Below are 15,662 nucleotides of genomic sequence, written 5' to 3'. Positions count from 1 at the left end.
TCCTCACGGTTTGAGGCCCGTGATCGCATCGGCCCGCGCCTCGACGGCGTTCAGCCGTGCGGTCCAGTCGGCGATCACCTCGGCCATGTCGGCGCCTTGCGGATAGTCCGCGCGGTCCCAGACGATGGCGCCCTTGCCGAACGGCATAGGCACGACGCCGCGATCCCAGCTGTTCAACCGGATCGCCGGGCTGCAGGAGATGCCGATGAACAGGGCCGGCGCCTTGGACATCTTCGCCATCAGCGGCAGGCCCTCGGCCATGACCTTGGCAGGGCCACGCGGCCCGTCGGGCGTGATGGCCAAGGCTCCGACCTTCAACTGTTTCAAGCCGTCGCGCAGCGCCTGCGATCCGCCCTTGGCCGCCGCCGCCTTGTCCTTGTTAGCCGACGATCCGCGCACGGCGGGAATCCCCAGGCGCGCGACGGCCTTGGCGAAGAACTCGCCGTCCGCCGACAGTGAGATCAAGCCCTTCGCCGGTTGGGCCTCGCCCTGCGGCCATGAGGCGGGGGCTAGCCCGATACGGGAATGCCAGAAGACGCACAGCACCCCGCCGCCCGCGCGCCAGACCTCATCGGCGACCGAACGGTTCTCGTGCGTCCAGCGGATGGTGGCGAAGCAGAACCGCATCCATTGCGCCAAGACCCAGGCCAGGGCGGACTGGATGACGGGATTGCGCAGCGGCCTCACGCGACGGTCTCGACAATGACCGGGACACCGTCCAGCGACTGCTGGCGGGCCAGGCGGGAATAGAGGCCGCCCCTGGCGACCAGGGCGTCGTGCGACCCTTCCTCGACCACGCGGCCGGCCTCGATCACATAGATGCGGTCGGCGTTGCGAACGGTCGACAGCCGGTGGGCGATCATCAGGGTGGCGCGGCCTTCCATCAGCCGTTCCAGCGCCGCCTGCACCAGGGCCTCGCTCTCGGTATCCAGGGCGCTGGTCGCCTCGTCCAGCAACAGGATGGGCGCGTCCTTGACGAAGGCGCGGGCGATGGCGATCCGCTGGCGCTGGCCGCCCGACAGGCGCAGGCCCGCCTCGCCCGCGCGGGTGTCGTAGCCTTGCGGCAAAGCTGTGATGAAGTCGTGGGCGGCGGCCGACCGTGCGGCCTCCTCGATCTGGGCCCGGGTGGCGCCCGGGCGGCCATAGGCGATGTTGGCGGCGATGGTGTCGTCGAACAGGAAGGGCTCCTGCGTCACCAGGGCGATATGGTCGCGCAGGTCGTGGATGCGCAGGCTCCGCACGTCGGCGCCGTTGATCGTCACCGCCCCGCCCGTCACGTCGTAGAAGCGCGGCAACAGGCTCAGGATCGTGCTCTTGCCCCCGCCCGACGGCCCGACCAGGGCAACGGTCTCGCCCGGCGCGACCCGCAGCGATACGGCGTCCAGCGTCGGCGCCCCGCCGGGGGCATAGGCGAACGACACCTGATCCAGCACGACCTCGACCGGGCCAGGCGCCAGGGGCGCGGCGTCCGGCGCCTCGCGGATCTCGGCCTCGATGTCCAAGGCGCCGAACAGGCGACGCGCGGCGGTGAAGCCCTCGCTCATCACCGTCGCCAGATTGGTCACCTGACGCAGGGCCTGACCGGCGGCCAGCAACATGGCGATGAAGGCGGCGAACCCGCCCACCGTCATCTCGCCCGACTGCGCCCGCCATCCGGCATAGGCCAGCACCGCCGCCACCACAACGTAGGCGACCATGTCCGAGGCTGGTCCTGCGAAGGCGCGGGCGTTGGCGCCCTTGATGATGTGGCGTTGACGACGCGCCACGACCTCGGCGACGCGATCTTCCTCAGCGGCCTCACGGTTTTCGATCTTGATCAGCCGAACCCCGTCCATATTCTCCATCAGGGCGGTGGACAGGTTCTCCGTCTCGGCCATGGCGCCGCGCGCGGCCTTGCGCGTTCGTTTTCCGAACCGACGCAACACCAGCGCCACCAGCGGCACCCCCAGCAGCACGACCATCGCCAACTGCCAGTCATTGAAGAACATGAAGACGATCGTGCCGATCAGCATCAGCAGGTTTTGGGTGTAGGTCACCACGCCTGACGTGAAAGCCTCGCGCACCAGATTGGCGTCGAACAATACCGAAGAGACGAAACCGCCGGAATGCTGGCTGCGCAGTCGCGCCAGGTCGGCGCGAATCATGGCTCCGAACAAACGCACTTGAATGTCGCCGACAATGCTGTGCCCCAAACGATTCACCAGTGCAGCCTGTAGAAGGGCGGTGCTCGTCCTGATGAGAGCTACGGCAAGTATGGCGATAGGGATCGCGATCAGAGCGTGCTTGGCCTGGATATGGATGTACTTGAACAGTGTGACCGGCTGTTCGCCGCCCAGGAAAAGTCCGTTCACTGCGGGTTGCAGCAATTGCAGCAAGGTGACGGTCAATATCCCCGTCACGGCTGCGCATACGATGGCTGTGAACAGGGTCCAGCGGTGTAAGGACAGATAGTCGCGCCAGATTCGCGCCAGCAGGGCGCGCAGGGGCATGGTGTCTGAGGCGGCGACGGTCATCGCCTCTCGGTCGTCCGAGCCGCCGTTCAAGTCAAGGCTTGTCCGGTGACGGTTCCAGCGTGCGGCCCTGTTCGTCGGCGCGGATCAGGGTTTCGCCCGGCGCATCTTCGATCCTGACGGCGGGGGCGACGGTCGGATTGGAGGCATAGCGACGCCCGTCGAACGGCACGGCGGCCTCATACCCTTGGGTGATGCCGCCTCCAGCGACATAGACGCCCAGATCGCGACGGCCGTGGGTCTGCTGTTCCAGCAGCCGGATGGGCGCACGGGCGACGCTGATTTCGCCGACCGAGCGATAGGTCTCGCCGGTTCGGTCCAGCACCAGCAGTCGGCACCCGCCCGACCCGCACCAGTTCGGACCCGTCAGATAGACCAGGGTCGTGCCGCCGTCGGGGGTGATCGCGGCCGTGTATCGGGTGGTGTCCAGCGCCTCCTTCGCTCGTTCGCGCAGATAGGCGATCAGGGCCTGATCCTCGGGCGGCGGCGTCTGGGCGACGGCCGCGCCTGCCCAAAGGCTGGCCACGACGGCGGCTGCGGTGGCGAGGGTTTTCATCTGGGCCTCCTGTTCTTGCCGAACATTCCAACGCATCAGGATCGAGATCGGATGACGCGGCGGCGTCGGATCGCTATCTGGCGGGCATGGCGCGCTTCGACCTCTCGACCGCGATGGGCCGTTTCCGGGCGCATTGGCATTATTTCTGGGCCGACCACGCGTTTCTGCGCGTGGCGTTTTCCAACGCCCACTGGCTGGGGCCGGACCTGGTGCGCACCAACCAGCCGTCGCCGCGACAGCTGGCCTACTGGAAGAAGAAGGGCGTCCGCACCGTCATCAACCTGCGCGGTGAACGCGACGAGGGCTATTACTGGCTGGAGAAGGAGGCCTGCGAACGGCTGGGCCTGACCCTGATCGACGCCCCGCTGGACTCGCGCGATCCGCCTCAGACGGACCGCATCCACCGCGCCCGAGAGCTGTTCAGGACGATCCAGTATCCGGTGCTGATCCACTGCAAGTCGGGGGCGGACCGGGCGGGGATGATGGCGGTCTTCTATCGCCACTTCCACCTGGGCGAGCCGATTTCGGTGGCCATGAACCAGCTGTCGAAGAAATATCTGCACTCGCGCGAGGGGCTGACCGGCGTACTCGACTATACGCTGGAGAAATACGTCGCCGAGATCGAACCTCTGGGGATCAGCTTCATCGACTGGGTCGACAGCCCCGACTACGAGCCCAAGGCCATCCGCGCCGAGTTCAAGGCCGGCTGGTGGGGCACGCTGCTGACCGACAAGCTGCTGCGGCGGGAGTAGGGTAGCCCATCCACTCGTCACCCTCGGGCTTGTCCCGAGGGCCTACGGCGCCGCGCATTCGAACATCAGAGCCGTCGCGCGGCTTCTTTGGTCGCGTCAGCCCAACGGTGGGCCCTCGGGACCAGCCCGAGGGTGACGGATTTGAGGGTGGGCCTCAGTCCCAGGGGCCGGTCTTCGGCTCGTCGCCGTTCGCGCGCGCCTCGGCCGCCAGTTCGGCGTCGCGTCGGGCCTTGCGCTCGGCCTCCCAACGCTTGAACCAGCGGGCGTAGTTCATCTTGTCGCGGAGCGAAAAGCAGAACAGCCCCAGCACCGCCAGCAGGCTGACCAGTTGAAAGGTCTGATGGGGTTCCAGGTTCATGATCGTGCTCGCATCCCCGCCTAACGTCTGGATCGGGGCGCCGGTTCGGCTCCCCGATGTCGCAGGATCAGGCCACGTCGCCGCGCGGATCGATCAGCTTGTGGGCGTGCAGGATGAAATAGCGCATGTGGGCGTTGTCCACGGTCGCCTGTGCGCGGGCCTTCCAGGCCTTCTTGGCCTCGTCATAGCTGCCGAAGGCGCCGACGAATTCGACCTGCGACAGGTCGCGGAAGGTCGGCTCGCCCAGGTGACGAAGCTCGCCGCCGATGACGATGTGCAGAAGTTGCGGCGGGACGGCGTTCTGATCGGTCATCGGAAATCCTGAAGGCTGGGCCCGAAGGCTGGGGAGGGGCTTTGCGCGCGGCATAGGCCGAGAACGCCCAAGGATCAATGTGGGGCGGGGTTTTCCGCCCCCGGCTTAGGTCGATAAAGGCACGTTTTTACAGCGCCGCACGATCATCGGCTGGATCAGCGGGGCGGCGCAGACCAGGCTGGCCTGGCGCGGATCGGGCCGGTTGAAAGCCCATGGCCGCCCGTGATGGTCGCTGACCTTGGCGCCCGCCTCCTGGGCGATCAGCCAGCCGGCGGCGACGTCCCAGTCCCACTTCGGCGTCAGGGCCAGGGCGGCGTCGAAGGCGCCGGCGGCGACCAGCGCCATCCGATAAGCCAAGGCGTTGCGCTTTTCGAACCGCATCGGCGGCCAGGGCTCGTCGTCGAAATAGGGCGCTTCGATCAGTCGCGCATCGCCCAGAATCGAGGCGTCTTCCAGCGTCGCCACGTCCGAGGCATGGATCGACCGGCCGTTGCGCCGGGCCCCGCCGCCGCGCACAGCCACATAGGTCTCGTCCACCTCGGGCGCATGGATGACGGCGGCGACGACCTCGCCGTCCTCGACGACGGCGATGGGCACGCACCACCACGGCGTCCGCTTCATATAGGCGACGGTGCCGTCGATGGGATCGACGATGAAGATGCGCCGCTTCGACAGCCGCTCGGCCGAATCCGCCGTCTCTTCCGACAGCCAGCCATAGTCGGGCCGCGCCGTCAGCAGCCGGTCCTTCAGCATGGCGTCCACCTTCAGGTCGCCGCTGGTGACGGGCGAGCCGCCGACCTTGGACTCGATCTTCAGCCCGGCCTCGCGTTCGGCGATCGCCAGCGCCCCGGCGTCGATGGCCGCCTGCCGGATCAGATTGAGGTCAGCGTTCAGGTCGATCATTTGCCCGCGATGGCCACCGCGTCGAACATCAGACTGGGCACGTTGAACCCGCCCCGGAACTCCAGGTCCGATCCGCGTTGGATGCGCAGATACAGGTCGGTCAGCTTGCCGGCCACCGTGACCTCGTTGACCGGATAGGCGATCACGCCGTTCTCGAACCAGAAGCCCGACACCCCGGCGGACCAGTCGCCGGTGTTGCCGTTCAGCGACGGTCCAAACATCGAGGTCACCAGCAGGCCGGTCCCTGCATCGGCCATCAGCCCCGCCAGATCCCGTTCGCCCGGCTCCATGTGCAGATTGTGGGTCGAGACGCCGGACGGCCCCGCCAGGCCCCGCGACGCATGGCCGGTGGATTGCAGGCCCAGTTGCCGGGCGGATGCGCTGTTCAACAGCCAGGTGGTCAGGACGCCGTCGTCGAACAGGGCGCGCTTCTCGACCGCTACGCCTTCGTCGTCGAACGGGGTGGAGCCCATGCCGCGCGGACGGAACGGATCGTCGATCAGGGTCACCCCCTCGGCGAACACCCGCTGGCCCATCCGGTCCTTCAGAAAGGAGGTGCCGCGCGCGATCGACGGGCCGGAAATGGCGCCGATGGCCGGCGAGACGATCTGGCCCGCCATCCGGTTGTCGAAGATGACGGGGGCGGTGGTCGAGGCGATCTTGCGTGCGCCGGTGCGGGCGACCGCGCGTTCGCCGGCCGTGCGTCCGATCAATCCGGCGCCTGGCAGGTCGGACAGGTGGCGCATCGAACGGCTCTCGCCGCCGCGCTCCATCGCCCCGTCCTTTTCCGCGATGACGCCGACGCCCAGCGAGAAGGCCGAACCCTCATAGGCGCCGTCGAACCCATGCGAGGTCACCAGCCGCCAACGGCTGGACGACCAGGAGGCATGGCCGCCTTCCGACCGGGCGACGCCCGTCACCGCCAGGGCTGCGGCTTCCGCCTCTGCCGAAACCTGTTCCAGGATTTCGGCGCTACGTTCGGTGGGGTCGAACAGGTCCAGATCGACGAACGGCCCGCGCGCCAGCCGATCCTCGGTGGCGAAACCGGCATGGGGATCTTCCGGCGCCAGGCGGGCCATGGCCACGGCGCGCTCGACCAGCCGCGCCTGTGTCGCGGGCGAAAGATCGGAGGCCGAGACCGACGCCTGGCGCTGGCCGACAAAGACCCGCAGGCCCAGGTCGCGCGATTCCTCGCGTTCGACGTCTTCCAGCTTTCCGTTGCGCACCCCGACCGACAGGGACCGCCGGTCGGCGCTGACCGCCTCTGCGGCGTCGGCGCCGGCCCTCAGGGCCGCCTTGACGATGTCGTTGAGAAGATCGGTGGAAACGGGCGCAGCCAGGGTTTCAGTCATGCCCCGATATGGCGGACGGCTTGCTGCACCGCAACCGCGTCAGACGACGGCGAAGGCGATCAGGCCCACGGCCGCGCTCAGCAGCGCCACCCAGGTCAGCAACATGCCGATCACCCGTCCCAGCGACGGCCCGGTCTGGAACAGCAGGCCCAGGGCGTGGACGACCCGTCCGACCAGCAGGGTCGCGCCCACCCCGTGCACCATCCAGGCCGGCGCGCCCACAGCGGCCAGCAGCAGCATGGCGATCATGCCCGGCGTCGCATATTCCACCAGATTGCCGAACGCCCTGCTGGCGGCCATCAGGTCGGGGTTTCCGCCGTCGCCGAACGACACCATGTGCTTGCGCCGTCCGCTGACCACGATGCCCGACAGCACCAGCATCATCAGGATCAGCAGGCCGCTCCACAGGGCGGCGGCCTGGACGGCGTACATCAGCGGTGTGGTCATCGATCAGTCCTCGCGCCCGACGGGATAGAGCAGATAGTGGTCGTCATAGAAGGGCGTGCGTTCGTAGAACCAGGCCAGACGCGCCTGGGGATCGGCCGCGAACGCCGCATCGGCCGCCAGCCTGGCCTCGAACTCGGCCTTCAGCGCAGGGTTCGCCGCCATCATCTTGTCCGCTAGCGGCGCGATGGCGTAGGCCTCGATATATTCGACCCGGCTCATGACCTCGGGGAACATGCCCCAGGCGAAGAAGCTCTCGCTCGACTGCGGCTCCAGCAGCAGCACGACGATGTCGCCCAGCGGCTGATCGGTCGGCACGCGCACCGATCCGGTCGGGAAGGTCCAGTCGCGGCGCTCGACCTCGACTGTCTTCACCGAGGCCTGGACGTGACCCTCGTTGGTCCGCGTCGCGAGCTTGGGCTCGACCAGGCGCAGCATCGACAGGTTCACGGCGCGCGGCGCCTCGACCGTCTCCATCGCGATCCCGTGCGTCTTCAGCCGTTCGATGATGTCGGTGCGATAACCCGGCACCCAATAGGCGGTCGGCCGCGTCAGGGTCAGGGTCGGTTTGGACCCATAGAAGGGCATCTGCCACAGCTCGGGATCGGGCCGGCCCAGCCAGCGGATTTCCTGACGGCCCGAGGCCGCGCTGTCGTACATCTCGTACAGGATGCCCTTGAACGGCCGGGTGGACGACGGCGTCTCGTCGGCCTCGAAGTTGGCGGGGATCTGCGCCGGGCGCAGGGCCTTGTCCTGTTCGGTCGCGGCCCTCAGACCCGCGCCCTGATCGGCCAGCAGCCGCATCGCCTCCTCGATGAAGACATAGGTGCCCAGCACCCGTTGTTCATGGGGTTTCAGGCTGTGGTTCTCGATCAGGATGGTCGGCACATGGGCCGCCGAGCCCCAGCCGTTCGAGAACCGCTCGCCCAGACCGCCGTCCGACAGACCCTTTCTGGGCTCGTCGTCATCCATGCCGAACACCAGCTCGCCGGGGATGTGACCCTCGCGCTCCAGCGCCGCATTCATCGCCGGCTTGAGAACCCTGTCCAGCCAGGCCGAGCCGTTCGGCGAGCGACTGAATGACCCGTCTTCCCCGTTGAAGCCGTAGGTCATGTCGTACTGGTAATCCATGCCGTCGGTGACGTGGACGTCGACATAGAGGTCCGGCCGGTATTTCAGGATCAGGCCCCGCACCGCCCGCATCTCGGGCTGGTCCAGCTTCAGATAGTCGCGGTTCAGGTTCTGGTTGGTCGCCGTATTGCGCCAGCCCTGGATGCGTGGCCCGCGCTGGTTGGGACGGGAATAGGCGCTGGCCCGCTCGTGGCCATCGACTGACAGGATGGGGATCAGGATCAGATTGACCCGGTCGAGCAGGGCGTCCTTGCCGTAGAAGGCGATGTCGCGCAGCAGCATCATGCCCGCGTCCTTGCCGTCGATCTCGCCGGGATGGATGCCGGCCTGGATCATGAGCACCGGCTTGGCCGGATCGAACGCAGCCCCGTCCTTGGAGGCGATCACCGCATAGATCGGTCGTCCCTCGGGCGAGACGCCGAACTGTTCGATGCGGATCAGGTCGCTGGCCTGATCCAGACGGTCGAACCAGACCCGGGTGTCGGCGTAATCGGGCGAGAAGTCATGGCCCCGATCGGCCTCGAACGGCGTCACCCAGGGATCGGAGGCGGCGCGCAACAGGTCCTTTGACGCCCCGTTCCATGCCGGCGCAGGCGGCAGGAAAGGTTGGTCCCAGGGCGCGATATTGGACAGGACGGGCGGCCGGGACGGCGACTGAGACATGGCGGGACTCACGCTACAGGCTAGGACGGCAAGAAGGGCCGACATCAGGGAAATCGATCGCATGGCCTTTCGTGAGCCGATTGGCTCAGCCTGACAAGCGGTCACCCGCCGCCGCCCAGCGCAGGCGCCCAACCGCCGGCGCTGACCAGCAACGCCGCCGAGTTCGCCATGCCCCACAGACTGTAGAGCAGCACGACGACCAAGGCCCCGACCGCAACCTTGCGCCACGGCGCAAAGGCCGCCGTCGCCGTGCCGATCACGAAGATGGCGACGCCGACCCACAGGCGCACCGAACTGGCGACCTGTGTAAAGCCAGGATTGAGCTGGGCCAGGATGATCACGATCACGGCGACGATCAGATTGGCCGCCAGAATACAGCTGAACACCAGCCGTCGGTGGGCCCAGAAATGGTCGTCCACATCGATCCGCTCGTCGCCGCCTTCGGCCGAGACGCGCGGGAAGGTCACGCTGGCCGCCACGTAGAAGGTCGCGGCGATGGCCAGCGAGACGATCAGCACGAAGGTGTTGAACGGCGCGCCCCGGAAGATGACCCAGGCCTGGTTCCAGAAGGTGGCGATGTCGATAGCCACGAACAGGGCCAGCATCGGCGTCAGCCAGCCGAAACGAATCCGCTGCTTCTCATGCAGCACCCGCGCGAACCCGCCCACGAGTTCGGCGACCGAAAGGCCCAGCAGCAGGCCATAAAAGCTGAAGAAGAATTCGAATGCGCTCACAGCCATCCCCCGATGTCAGGGAGGGAAGCTAGACCGTTCGGGGAAGCGCCGCCAGTCCACCGCCTCCGTCACTTGCAAGCGACGGAGGCGGCGATCTCGTCAGGCAGGCATTTCGACGTCGCCCATCCGGTCGATGGCGCGATTGTAGTCGTCCACGATGCTTTCGCGCTCATAGTCGCTCTTGCTCTGCTTGTAGTCGCGCCAAGAGCCGATCATCGAGTCGACGTAGCCGGCGATGGAGCCGAACTCCGACTTGTTCTCGTTGTCTGCGGGCAAGGCGGCTTCGGCTTCGCGCAGCTTGGCGGCTGCAGCCACGAACTCGGGCAGCAGACGATCCGCTTCGTCCGCCCTGTCCTCGATGACGGCGGTGGTGAAGTGATCGGCCTTCTGCATGGCGTCGATCAGGCTGGCCTCGGCGGTGTGGCCGCTCTTGGTCAGGGCCTCGATCTTGGCCGCATTGCTGGCGCGCTGGTATTCGCTCAGGGCGGCGTCCAGTTCGCCGATCCCGGCGATCGCGCCTTGATACGCGGTCATCAGGGCGGCGTGGGCCGCCTTGCCCTTGGCCAGCCCGTCTTCGCGATAGGCGCGGGATTCATAATAGGGATCCAGCGTCTTCCACTGCGCCAGCAGGGCTTCCAGTTGCGGCAGCAGCTTGTCGACCGCAGCGTCGGTGCGTCGGCTCTGAGTTCCGCCCGCGAACGCCTTGCCTTCCTTCAGCTTCTCGATCGCCGTTTCCAGCGTGGTGATGTTTTCGGGGAAGGAGATCGAGCTGGTCGCGCTGGCGTTCGGGATATCCAGCTTCTGATAGTTTTCGAAGTTGTTCGGCACGCCCCAGCTGTCATCGATCAGCTTGTTGAAGCCCTCGGTATAGAGACCCTGCTTCTGCTGGGTCAGCTCGCTGCCCGCAGCGGCGCTCACCGATTGAGATTTCCCATCGGCCCCGCCCTTGGCGTCGCCCTGTCCGCAGGCCGCAAGGCCCATCGTCATCGCGCAGACCAAGGCCATGGCGCTTACAGCTGTCCGAAACTTCATGTGATTTTCCCTTCCTGGACCGGCCAAGGTTCAGCTTAGCCGGAGTTGGACAAGGAGAACGCTACGGCCAAGCTCGGGTTCTCGAAAAATCGCCATTAACTGCGAATAAATCGCAAGTGATTGACCGGTCACGGTTTTCAGGCCGCCGAAAATTCGCCTCTGGATTGCCGGGAGCCAATCAAGCTTGACCGCATTATTTGCGTATCGCCGTCAGTGTCGGACCCATCATGCACCAGATCATCTCGCTCGGCTTGATCCTCGCCACGGCCTTCCTGTTCAACGCTGCGGCGGCGGCGCACATGGCCTCCATAGGTATGTGGGGGTTTGCCGTGGGGCGTCTGTTCTTCGCACCGATCATCGTCTTCTACTTCGTCCACACCCTCGTCTATTTCGTCGTGCGGCTGATCAGAGGCAAGGACCGGGTGCGGTCCTACACCCGGTCGCGGCTCAACTATGTCGGCGCCGTCGTGGCGATCCTGGGCGTCCTCGGCGCGGCCGCCGGTCCCGCCTGATCTACTTCCAGATCGGCGCGCTGTCGCCGGGCAGGCCCAGCCGGTCCCACATGTCTGAAACCCGCTCGACCACCGCCTCGTCCATGCGGATTTCCTCGCCCCATTCGCGCTTGGTCTCGGGCGGCCATTTGTCGGTGGCGTCCAGGCCGATCTTGGAGCCCAGGCCGCTCTCGGGGCTCGCGAAGTCCAGATAGTCGATGGGCGTCGATTCGATCACGGTGATGTCGCGCGCCGGATCCATCTTGGTCGAGATGGCCCACATGACGTCCTTCCAGTCGCGGGCGTTGATGTCGTGGTCCACCACGATGACCCATTTGGTGTACATGAACTGGCGCAGATAGCTCCAGACGCCCAGCATCACCCGCTTGGCGTGGCCCGGATAGGCCTTCTTCATCGACACCACGGCGATCCGATAGCTGCAGCCCTCGGGCGGCAGCCAGAAGTCGACGATCTCCGGGAACTGCTGGCGCAACAGCGGAATGAAGACCTCGTTCAGCGCCTCGCCCAGCACGCTGGGTTCGTCGGGCGGCCGGCCTGTGAAGGTGGTCAGATAGATCGGGTCCTTGCGCATGGTGATGGCGCTGACCTGAAACACGGGGAACTTCTCGACCGAATTGTAATAGCCGGTGTGATCGCCATACGGGCCCTCGTCCTCGAACTCGTTCAACAGGACGTGGCCCTCCAGCACGATCTCGGCCTGGGCCGGCACCATCAGCGGCACGGTCTTGCACGGCACCAACTCGGCCTTGGCGCCCCGCATCAGACCGGCGAACTGATATTCCGACAGGGTGTCAGGCACCGGGGTCACCGCCGCCAGGATAGTCCCCGGATCGGCGCCCAGGACCACGGCGCAGGGCAGGGGCTCCTTGGGCCGGGCCTTCTTGTGCCGTGCATAGTGTTGCGCCCCGCCCCGGTGCGCCAGCCAGCGCATGATGGCCTTGTCCTTGCCCAGGACCTGCATCCGATAGATGCCCAGGTTGAAGTCGTCCTCGCGGTCCTCGCTTGGCCCCTTGGTCACGACCAGGCCCCAGGTGATCAGGGGCGCGGGCTCGCCGGGCCAGCACGACTGGACGGGCAGGGCGGTCAGGTCGATCTGGTCGCCCTTCAGCACCACCTCCTGCACCGGCGCCTTCTTCACCGTCTTGGGTCGCATCGACATGACGGTCTGCATCAGCGGCAGCATCTCCATCGCATCGCCCAGACCGCGCGGCGGCGTCGGATTACGCAGGAAGGCCAGCAGCTCGCCGACCTCGCGCAGTTCGCCCGCCGTGGTCCGCGACTTGCCCTCCAGCGTCACCCCCATCGCGACCCGCTTCACCGTGCCGAACAGATTGGCCAGGCAGGGGATGGGGCTGATCGTGCCGTCCGGCATGACCGGCTTTTCGAACAGCACCGCCGGTCCGCCGTTCCGCAGTAGCCGGGTCTGGATCTCGGTCATCTCCAGCACGGTGGAGACGGGTTCGGACACCCGCTCCAGCTCGCCCTGAGCTTCCAGCTGGTCGATGAAGTCACGCAGGGATTTGTAGGCCATGTCGCGACGCTTAAGCGGGACGCGGCCCGCTGTCACGCGCCGCGCGGCCGAACACGCGATCCAGCCCGACCAGCGCTAGCCCCACCAGCAGGAAGAAGACCAGCAGCGCCCCGAAGATCATCACGACCCGCCCCAGTCCCAGCTGATCCACATTGACGAACCCATAGGGCCACCAGTGCGTCGCCAGGCCGTGGATCAGCGTCCACCCGCCATAGATCAACGGAAACGCCAGCCATTTCGCCGGATCGATCCAGCGCAAACGGCCCTTGGGCGTGAACCACAGCCAGTCCAGCACGAAGGCGGCGGGCATGACGTAGTGCAGCACCACATTGACTAGCAGCGACCAGCCTGTGGGGTTCCAGTAGGGATGCAGCAGGAAATGATAAACCACCCCGACCACCACGATATACATGGCGACGGCCGCGCGAACGCCCTCGCTGGCGCTCCATCGGCCCAGTCTTGAGCCCTCGCCCAATAGCGGGCCGGTGAAGGCCAGGGCGACCAGGATGTTGGTCAGGATGGTGAAGAAGCTGAAATAGTTGATCGTCCGCTCCAGCACCGACCATCCCTGAACCGGCGCCACCATCAGCAGATATTGAAGCGCGAGCGCGGTCCAGCCCACGACGGCGAACGTCGCGCGCCACAGCCTGGGCTGGTCCCGTTTGCGAAACACCGGCGCCTCCGTCGATCAGGCGGCAGTCTTGTCCCATTCGAACGCGGGGTCCAGCCAGTCGCCCAGTCGTTCGCCCCGGTCCAGCGCATCCATCCGCTGCATCTCCTCGTCCGTCAGGACGAAATCGAAGATGTCGAAGTTCTCGCGCGCCCGGCTTTCCTTGGTGGTGCGGGGAATGGCGATGATCCCGTGCTGGATCAGCCAGCGCAGGGTGATCTGACCGTTGGTCTTGCCGTGGGCCTTGGCCAGTTCGCTGATGGTGGCGTCGTCGGCGATCTTGCCCTGGGCCAGCGGCGACCAGGCGGTGATCGACGAGCCCAGCTCGGCCGCGGTGGCGACCAGCTGATCGATGCCGAGATAGGGATGGTGCTCGACCTGGTCGGTGATCAACCGCGCCTTCGACAGGCCCTGCGCCTGGCGGAACTCCTTGGACGGGAAGTTGGACAGGCCGATCGACTTGGTCAGCCCCTCGTCCTTTGCGGCGTTCAGCGCGCCCAGCGTCTCCTCGAACGACGGCGTCGTCTTGGGCCAGTGCAGCAGCAGCAGGTCGGGCGTCGTGCCCAGGCTGTCGGCCGATTCCTTGGCCTGTTTCAACAGGGCGTCATGGGTGAAATGCTCGACCCAGATTTTGGTGGTCAGGAACAGGTCTTCGCGCGCCACGCCGGAATCGCGGATCCCTTCGCCCACCGCCTGCTCGTTCTTGTAGATCCAGGCCGTATCGATGTGGCGATATCCGATCCGCAAAGCCTCGGCGACCATGCGCCGCGCATCCGCCGGCTCCAATTGCCAGGTGCCGAAGCCGAGCAGGGGGATTTCGATTCCATCGACCGTGATCGTGGGTTGGTCGCCATAGGCCATGGGGCGCGCCTTCGCTGTGTTCAGGGGAGCGTGTAATTAGGCGCCCGATCCCGTTCCGGTAAGACGCGGATGCTGTTTCGACAGACTTTTCGGCGCGACCTTGCGCCATCGCCTGTCCAGCGCCGCCTTCAACCAGACCGGATCGACCGTCGCGATGCGCGCCAGGACGATGGGATAGTCGCGATAGTGGTCGGTGAAATGAAACGTCGCCGGGTCCATCTCGATCAGCAGGTCGCGCTCATGTTGGTTGTCCAGATGCACCACGATGCTGTCGTCCAACTGGGGCCGCAGCCAGGTGAAGAACTTGCCCGCCACCTTGTATGAGGGCTGGCCATAGGATGTGCCGTCCTCGACGCCCGGAAACGACAGCAGCAGGGCGCGGACCTCGTCGTGGGTCATCGGCGTCGGTCGTCGCCCAGCACGACGGTCGCGGCCTTGGCGTTCTCGACCGTCTTGAGCAGGCGCAGTTGGGCCAGTTCGGGATTGTCCTTGAGCAGTCGGGCGGCGTTGGCGAGGGAGCGTAGGGAGGCCTGTTCGCCACGGGCGCGTTCTAGGGCGGCGAGACCTTCCAGACGTGCGCGCTCGACCTCGGTCATCAGGCGGCGCAACTCCGGCGGCAGGATGACCCCGGTGATCTGGGCCTGTTCGATGCGTGCGGCGCCGACCGTGTCACCCATCAGGGCGGCGAAGGCGGCGTCGGCGTCGGGCGATTGCGCCAGCAGGGCCTCCAGCGTCATCTCGCCCGCCAGCCGCGTCAGGGCGACGCCGGCGGCCAGGTCGAGCAGGGGTTCGACCGGTTCCCGGATCGACCTTTCGGCGTCCTCGATCCGATAGATGACGGCGGCGGACAGCCTCAAAGCCATGCGTTCGGACGACATCACGTCGGCGCGGATCACATGCACCTGACGGTCCAGGGTGACCGGCTGGACATGCAGGTTGCGGCAGGTCTTCCACAGCCAGTGAACGCCGGGATCCAGCAGACGCTCATAGACACCATCCACATAGAGGGCCCCGCGCTGCCAGGCGTTGATCCTGATGCGCCGACGGCCGCTCAGCAGCAGCGCCACACCGAAGGCGATCACCACGACGACGGCGACGGCCAGCAGACCCCAGGGATCGAACATGCATCCTCCGATCGGGATGCCCGGCGCCGCGGCGGAAGGGCGGGGGCGCGAAGCCCGCATGGCCCGTCCACGGCTTGCCTTTCGGCCGGCGCCGGGCGTCCTTCTTGTGACCAAACACGAGAGGCGCCCCTTTTTGGCTGACCGCGCCCGTGACCGGGCGTCGCGCCGAGACGGCCTCTGACGGGGGCAGAACCCCGCCTCACCTTAGCGCCGCGC

The 15,662-nt window shown here is 66.5% G+C and carries 18 protein-coding genes; 2 read left to right on the top strand and 16 right to left on the bottom strand.

Annotated elements, in window-relative coordinates; translation table 11 throughout:
• Positions 1 to 3 precede the first annotated feature (3 nt).
• From ACK4MH_RS00180 to ACK4MH_RS00170, 3 genes are read right to left on the bottom strand one after another with little or no spacing between them, the layout of a single operon-like run.
• Positions 4 to 687: a lysophospholipid acyltransferase family protein gene (locus tag ACK4MH_RS00180; protein ID WP_409713030.1), complete on the bottom strand. Its 684-nt coding sequence runs from the start codon at positions 685 to 687 to the stop codon at positions 4 to 6.
• A complete protein-coding gene (locus ACK4MH_RS00175) occupies positions 684 to 2,513 on the bottom strand; it encodes an ABC transporter ATP-binding protein (RefSeq protein ID WP_409713027.1) in 1,830 nt (609 codons plus the stop codon). The genes ACK4MH_RS00180 and ACK4MH_RS00175 overlap by 4 nt, the downstream gene beginning before the upstream one ends.
• Positions 2,514 to 2,544: 31 nt before the next feature.
• Positions 2,545 to 3,066 (bottom strand): hypothetical protein, encoded by a 522-nt coding sequence (locus ACK4MH_RS00170; RefSeq protein WP_409713024.1) that lies wholly within the window; start codon positions 3,064 to 3,066, stop codon positions 2,545 to 2,547.
• An 86-nt stretch (positions 3,067 to 3,152) separates the two neighbouring features.
• Between ACK4MH_RS00170 and ACK4MH_RS00165 the strand changes: the two genes are divergently transcribed.
• The gene (locus ACK4MH_RS00165; protein ID WP_409713021.1) at positions 3,153 to 3,818 is read left to right on the top strand and encodes a fused DSP-PTPase phosphatase/NAD kinase-like protein; all 666 of its coding nucleotides are present in this window, start codon (positions 3,153 to 3,155) and stop codon (positions 3,816 to 3,818) included.
• Positions 3,819 to 3,972: 154 nt separating this feature from the next.
• Here the strand turns inward: ACK4MH_RS00165 and ACK4MH_RS00160 are convergent, their stop codons facing one another.
• The 8 genes from ACK4MH_RS00160 to ACK4MH_RS00125 form a co-directional block, all read right to left on the bottom strand.
• Complete coding sequence (locus ACK4MH_RS00160) at positions 3,973 to 4,176, bottom strand: hypothetical protein (RefSeq protein WP_409713018.1); 204 nt, start codon at positions 4,174 to 4,176, stop codon at positions 3,973 to 3,975.
• 67 nt (positions 4,177 to 4,243) lie between these two features.
• Positions 4,244 to 4,489 carry a DUF4170 domain-containing protein gene (locus tag ACK4MH_RS00155; RefSeq protein WP_135195105.1) on the bottom strand — a complete coding sequence of 82 codons (246 nt, stop codon included), beginning with the start codon at positions 4,487 to 4,489 and terminating at the stop codon, positions 4,244 to 4,246.
• A 105-nt stretch (positions 4,490 to 4,594) separates the two neighbouring features.
• Positions 4,595 to 5,392, bottom strand: a complete 798-nt coding sequence (locus ACK4MH_RS00150; RefSeq protein ID WP_409713015.1) for a 3'(2'),5'-bisphosphate nucleotidase CysQ — start codon at positions 5,390 to 5,392, stop codon at positions 4,595 to 4,597.
• Positions 5,389 to 6,744: a TldD/PmbA family protein gene (locus tag ACK4MH_RS00145; protein ID WP_409713012.1), complete on the bottom strand. Its 1,356-nt coding sequence runs from the start codon at positions 6,742 to 6,744 to the stop codon at positions 5,389 to 5,391. Before ACK4MH_RS00145 ends, ACK4MH_RS00150 begins: the two co-directional genes overlap by 4 nt.
• A 39-nt stretch (positions 6,745 to 6,783) precedes the next feature.
• On the bottom strand, positions 6,784 to 7,191 hold the full coding sequence (locus ACK4MH_RS00140; RefSeq protein ID WP_135195108.1) for an MAPEG family protein: 408 nt from the start codon (positions 7,189 to 7,191) through the stop codon (positions 6,784 to 6,786).
• A 3-nt stretch (positions 7,192 to 7,194) separates the two neighbouring features.
• Entirely contained in the window at positions 7,195 to 9,045 is a 1,851-nt protein-coding gene (locus tag ACK4MH_RS00135; RefSeq protein ID WP_409713007.1) for a M14 family metallopeptidase, read from the bottom strand.
• A 38-nt stretch (positions 9,046 to 9,083) separates the two neighbouring features.
• A complete protein-coding gene (locus ACK4MH_RS00130; RefSeq protein WP_409713004.1) occupies positions 9,084 to 9,716 on the bottom strand; it encodes a hypothetical protein in 633 nt (210 codons plus the stop codon).
• 99 nt (positions 9,717 to 9,815) lie between these two features.
• On the bottom strand, positions 9,816 to 10,748 hold the full coding sequence (locus tag ACK4MH_RS00125) for a DUF3829 domain-containing protein (protein WP_409713001.1): 933 nt from the start codon (positions 10,746 to 10,748) through the stop codon (positions 9,816 to 9,818).
• 227 nt (positions 10,749 to 10,975) lie between these two features.
• On the opposite strand from ACK4MH_RS00125, the gene ACK4MH_RS00120 reads away from it, so the two are divergent.
• Positions 10,976 to 11,260: a hypothetical protein gene (locus tag ACK4MH_RS00120; protein ID WP_409712998.1), complete on the top strand. Its 285-nt coding sequence runs from the start codon at positions 10,976 to 10,978 to the stop codon at positions 11,258 to 11,260.
• Between the two features lies 1 nt (position 11,261).
• Here the strand turns inward: ACK4MH_RS00120 and ACK4MH_RS00115 are convergent, their stop codons facing one another.
• Genes ACK4MH_RS00115 through ACK4MH_RS00095 form a run of 5 tightly spaced genes read right to left on the bottom strand, consistent with a single transcriptional unit; the run spans position 11,262 to position 15,446 of the window.
• Positions 11,262 to 12,791, bottom strand: a complete 1,530-nt coding sequence (locus tag ACK4MH_RS00115) for a UbiD family decarboxylase (protein WP_409712995.1) — start codon at positions 12,789 to 12,791, stop codon at positions 11,262 to 11,264.
• A 10-nt stretch (positions 12,792 to 12,801) separates the two neighbouring features.
• Positions 12,802 to 13,464 (bottom strand): Pr6Pr family membrane protein, encoded by a 663-nt coding sequence (locus ACK4MH_RS00110; RefSeq protein WP_409712992.1) that lies wholly within the window; start codon positions 13,462 to 13,464, stop codon positions 12,802 to 12,804.
• 15 nt (positions 13,465 to 13,479) lie between these two features.
• Complete coding sequence (locus ACK4MH_RS00105; protein ID WP_409712989.1) at positions 13,480 to 14,322, bottom strand: aldo/keto reductase; 843 nt, start codon at positions 14,320 to 14,322, stop codon at positions 13,480 to 13,482.
• 36 nt (positions 14,323 to 14,358) lie between these two features.
• Positions 14,359 to 14,721, bottom strand: coding sequence for an MmcQ/YjbR family DNA-binding protein (locus ACK4MH_RS00100; protein WP_409712986.1), 363 nt, complete (start codon positions 14,719 to 14,721; stop codon positions 14,359 to 14,361).
• Positions 14,718 to 15,446: an SPFH domain-containing protein gene (locus tag ACK4MH_RS00095; protein ID WP_409712983.1), complete on the bottom strand. Its 729-nt coding sequence runs from the start codon at positions 15,444 to 15,446 to the stop codon at positions 14,718 to 14,720. The genes ACK4MH_RS00100 and ACK4MH_RS00095 overlap by 4 nt, the downstream gene beginning before the upstream one ends.
• Positions 15,447 to 15,662: the final 216 nt, after the last annotated feature.

Origin of the sequence: Brevundimonas sp., assembly GCF_046295075.1 — a bacterium.
Lineage (GTDB): Bacteria > Pseudomonadota > Alphaproteobacteria > Caulobacterales > Caulobacteraceae > Brevundimonas.
This window is presented reverse-complemented; position numbering and strand designations above follow the sequence as displayed.

Excerpts from the sequence above, each read along its gene's own strand:
- ACK4MH_RS00160 (WP_409713018.1), bottom strand. The coding sequence starts at position 4,176 with ATGAACCTGGAACCCCATCAGACCTTTCAACTGGTCAGCCTGCTGGCG.
- ACK4MH_RS00175 (WP_409713027.1), bottom strand. The coding sequence starts at position 2,513 with ATGACCGTCGCCGCCTCAGACACCATGCCCCTGCGCGCCCTGCTGGCG.
- ACK4MH_RS00115 (WP_409712995.1), bottom strand. The coding sequence starts at position 12,791 with ATGGCCTACAAATCCCTGCGTGACTTCATCGACCAGCTGGAAGCTCAG.
- ACK4MH_RS00170 (WP_409713024.1), bottom strand. The coding sequence starts at position 3,066 with ATGAAAACCCTCGCCACCGCAGCCGCCGTCGTGGCCAGCCTTTGGGCA.
- ACK4MH_RS00145 (WP_409713012.1), bottom strand. The coding sequence starts at position 6,744 with ATGACTGAAACCCTGGCTGCGCCCGTTTCCACCGATCTTCTCAACGAC.
- ACK4MH_RS00120 (WP_409712998.1), top strand. The coding sequence starts at position 10,976 with ATGCACCAGATCATCTCGCTCGGCTTGATCCTCGCCACGGCCTTCCTG.
- ACK4MH_RS00155 (WP_135195105.1), bottom strand. The coding sequence starts at position 4,489 with ATGACCGATCAGAACGCCGTCCCGCCGCAACTTCTGCACATCGTCATC.
- ACK4MH_RS00100 (WP_409712986.1), bottom strand. The coding sequence starts at position 14,721 with ATGACCCACGACGAGGTCCGCGCCCTGCTGCTGTCGTTTCCGGGCGTC.
- ACK4MH_RS00150 (WP_409713015.1), bottom strand. The coding sequence starts at position 5,392 with ATGATCGACCTGAACGCTGACCTCAATCTGATCCGGCAGGCGGCCATC.
- ACK4MH_RS00095 (WP_409712983.1), bottom strand. The coding sequence starts at position 15,446 with ATGTTCGATCCCTGGGGTCTGCTGGCCGTCGCCGTCGTCGTGGTGATC.
- ACK4MH_RS00125 (WP_409713001.1), bottom strand. The coding sequence starts at position 10,748 with ATGAAGTTTCGGACAGCTGTAAGCGCCATGGCCTTGGTCTGCGCGATG.
- ACK4MH_RS00135 (WP_409713007.1), bottom strand. The coding sequence starts at position 9,045 with ATGCGATCGATTTCCCTGATGTCGGCCCTTCTTGCCGTCCTAGCCTGT.
- ACK4MH_RS00165 (WP_409713021.1), top strand. The coding sequence starts at position 3,153 with ATGGCGCGCTTCGACCTCTCGACCGCGATGGGCCGTTTCCGGGCGCAT.
- ACK4MH_RS00105 (WP_409712989.1), bottom strand. The coding sequence starts at position 14,322 with ATGGCCTATGGCGACCAACCCACGATCACGGTCGATGGAATCGAAATC.
- ACK4MH_RS00140 (WP_135195108.1), bottom strand. The coding sequence starts at position 7,191 with ATGACCACACCGCTGATGTACGCCGTCCAGGCCGCCGCCCTGTGGAGC.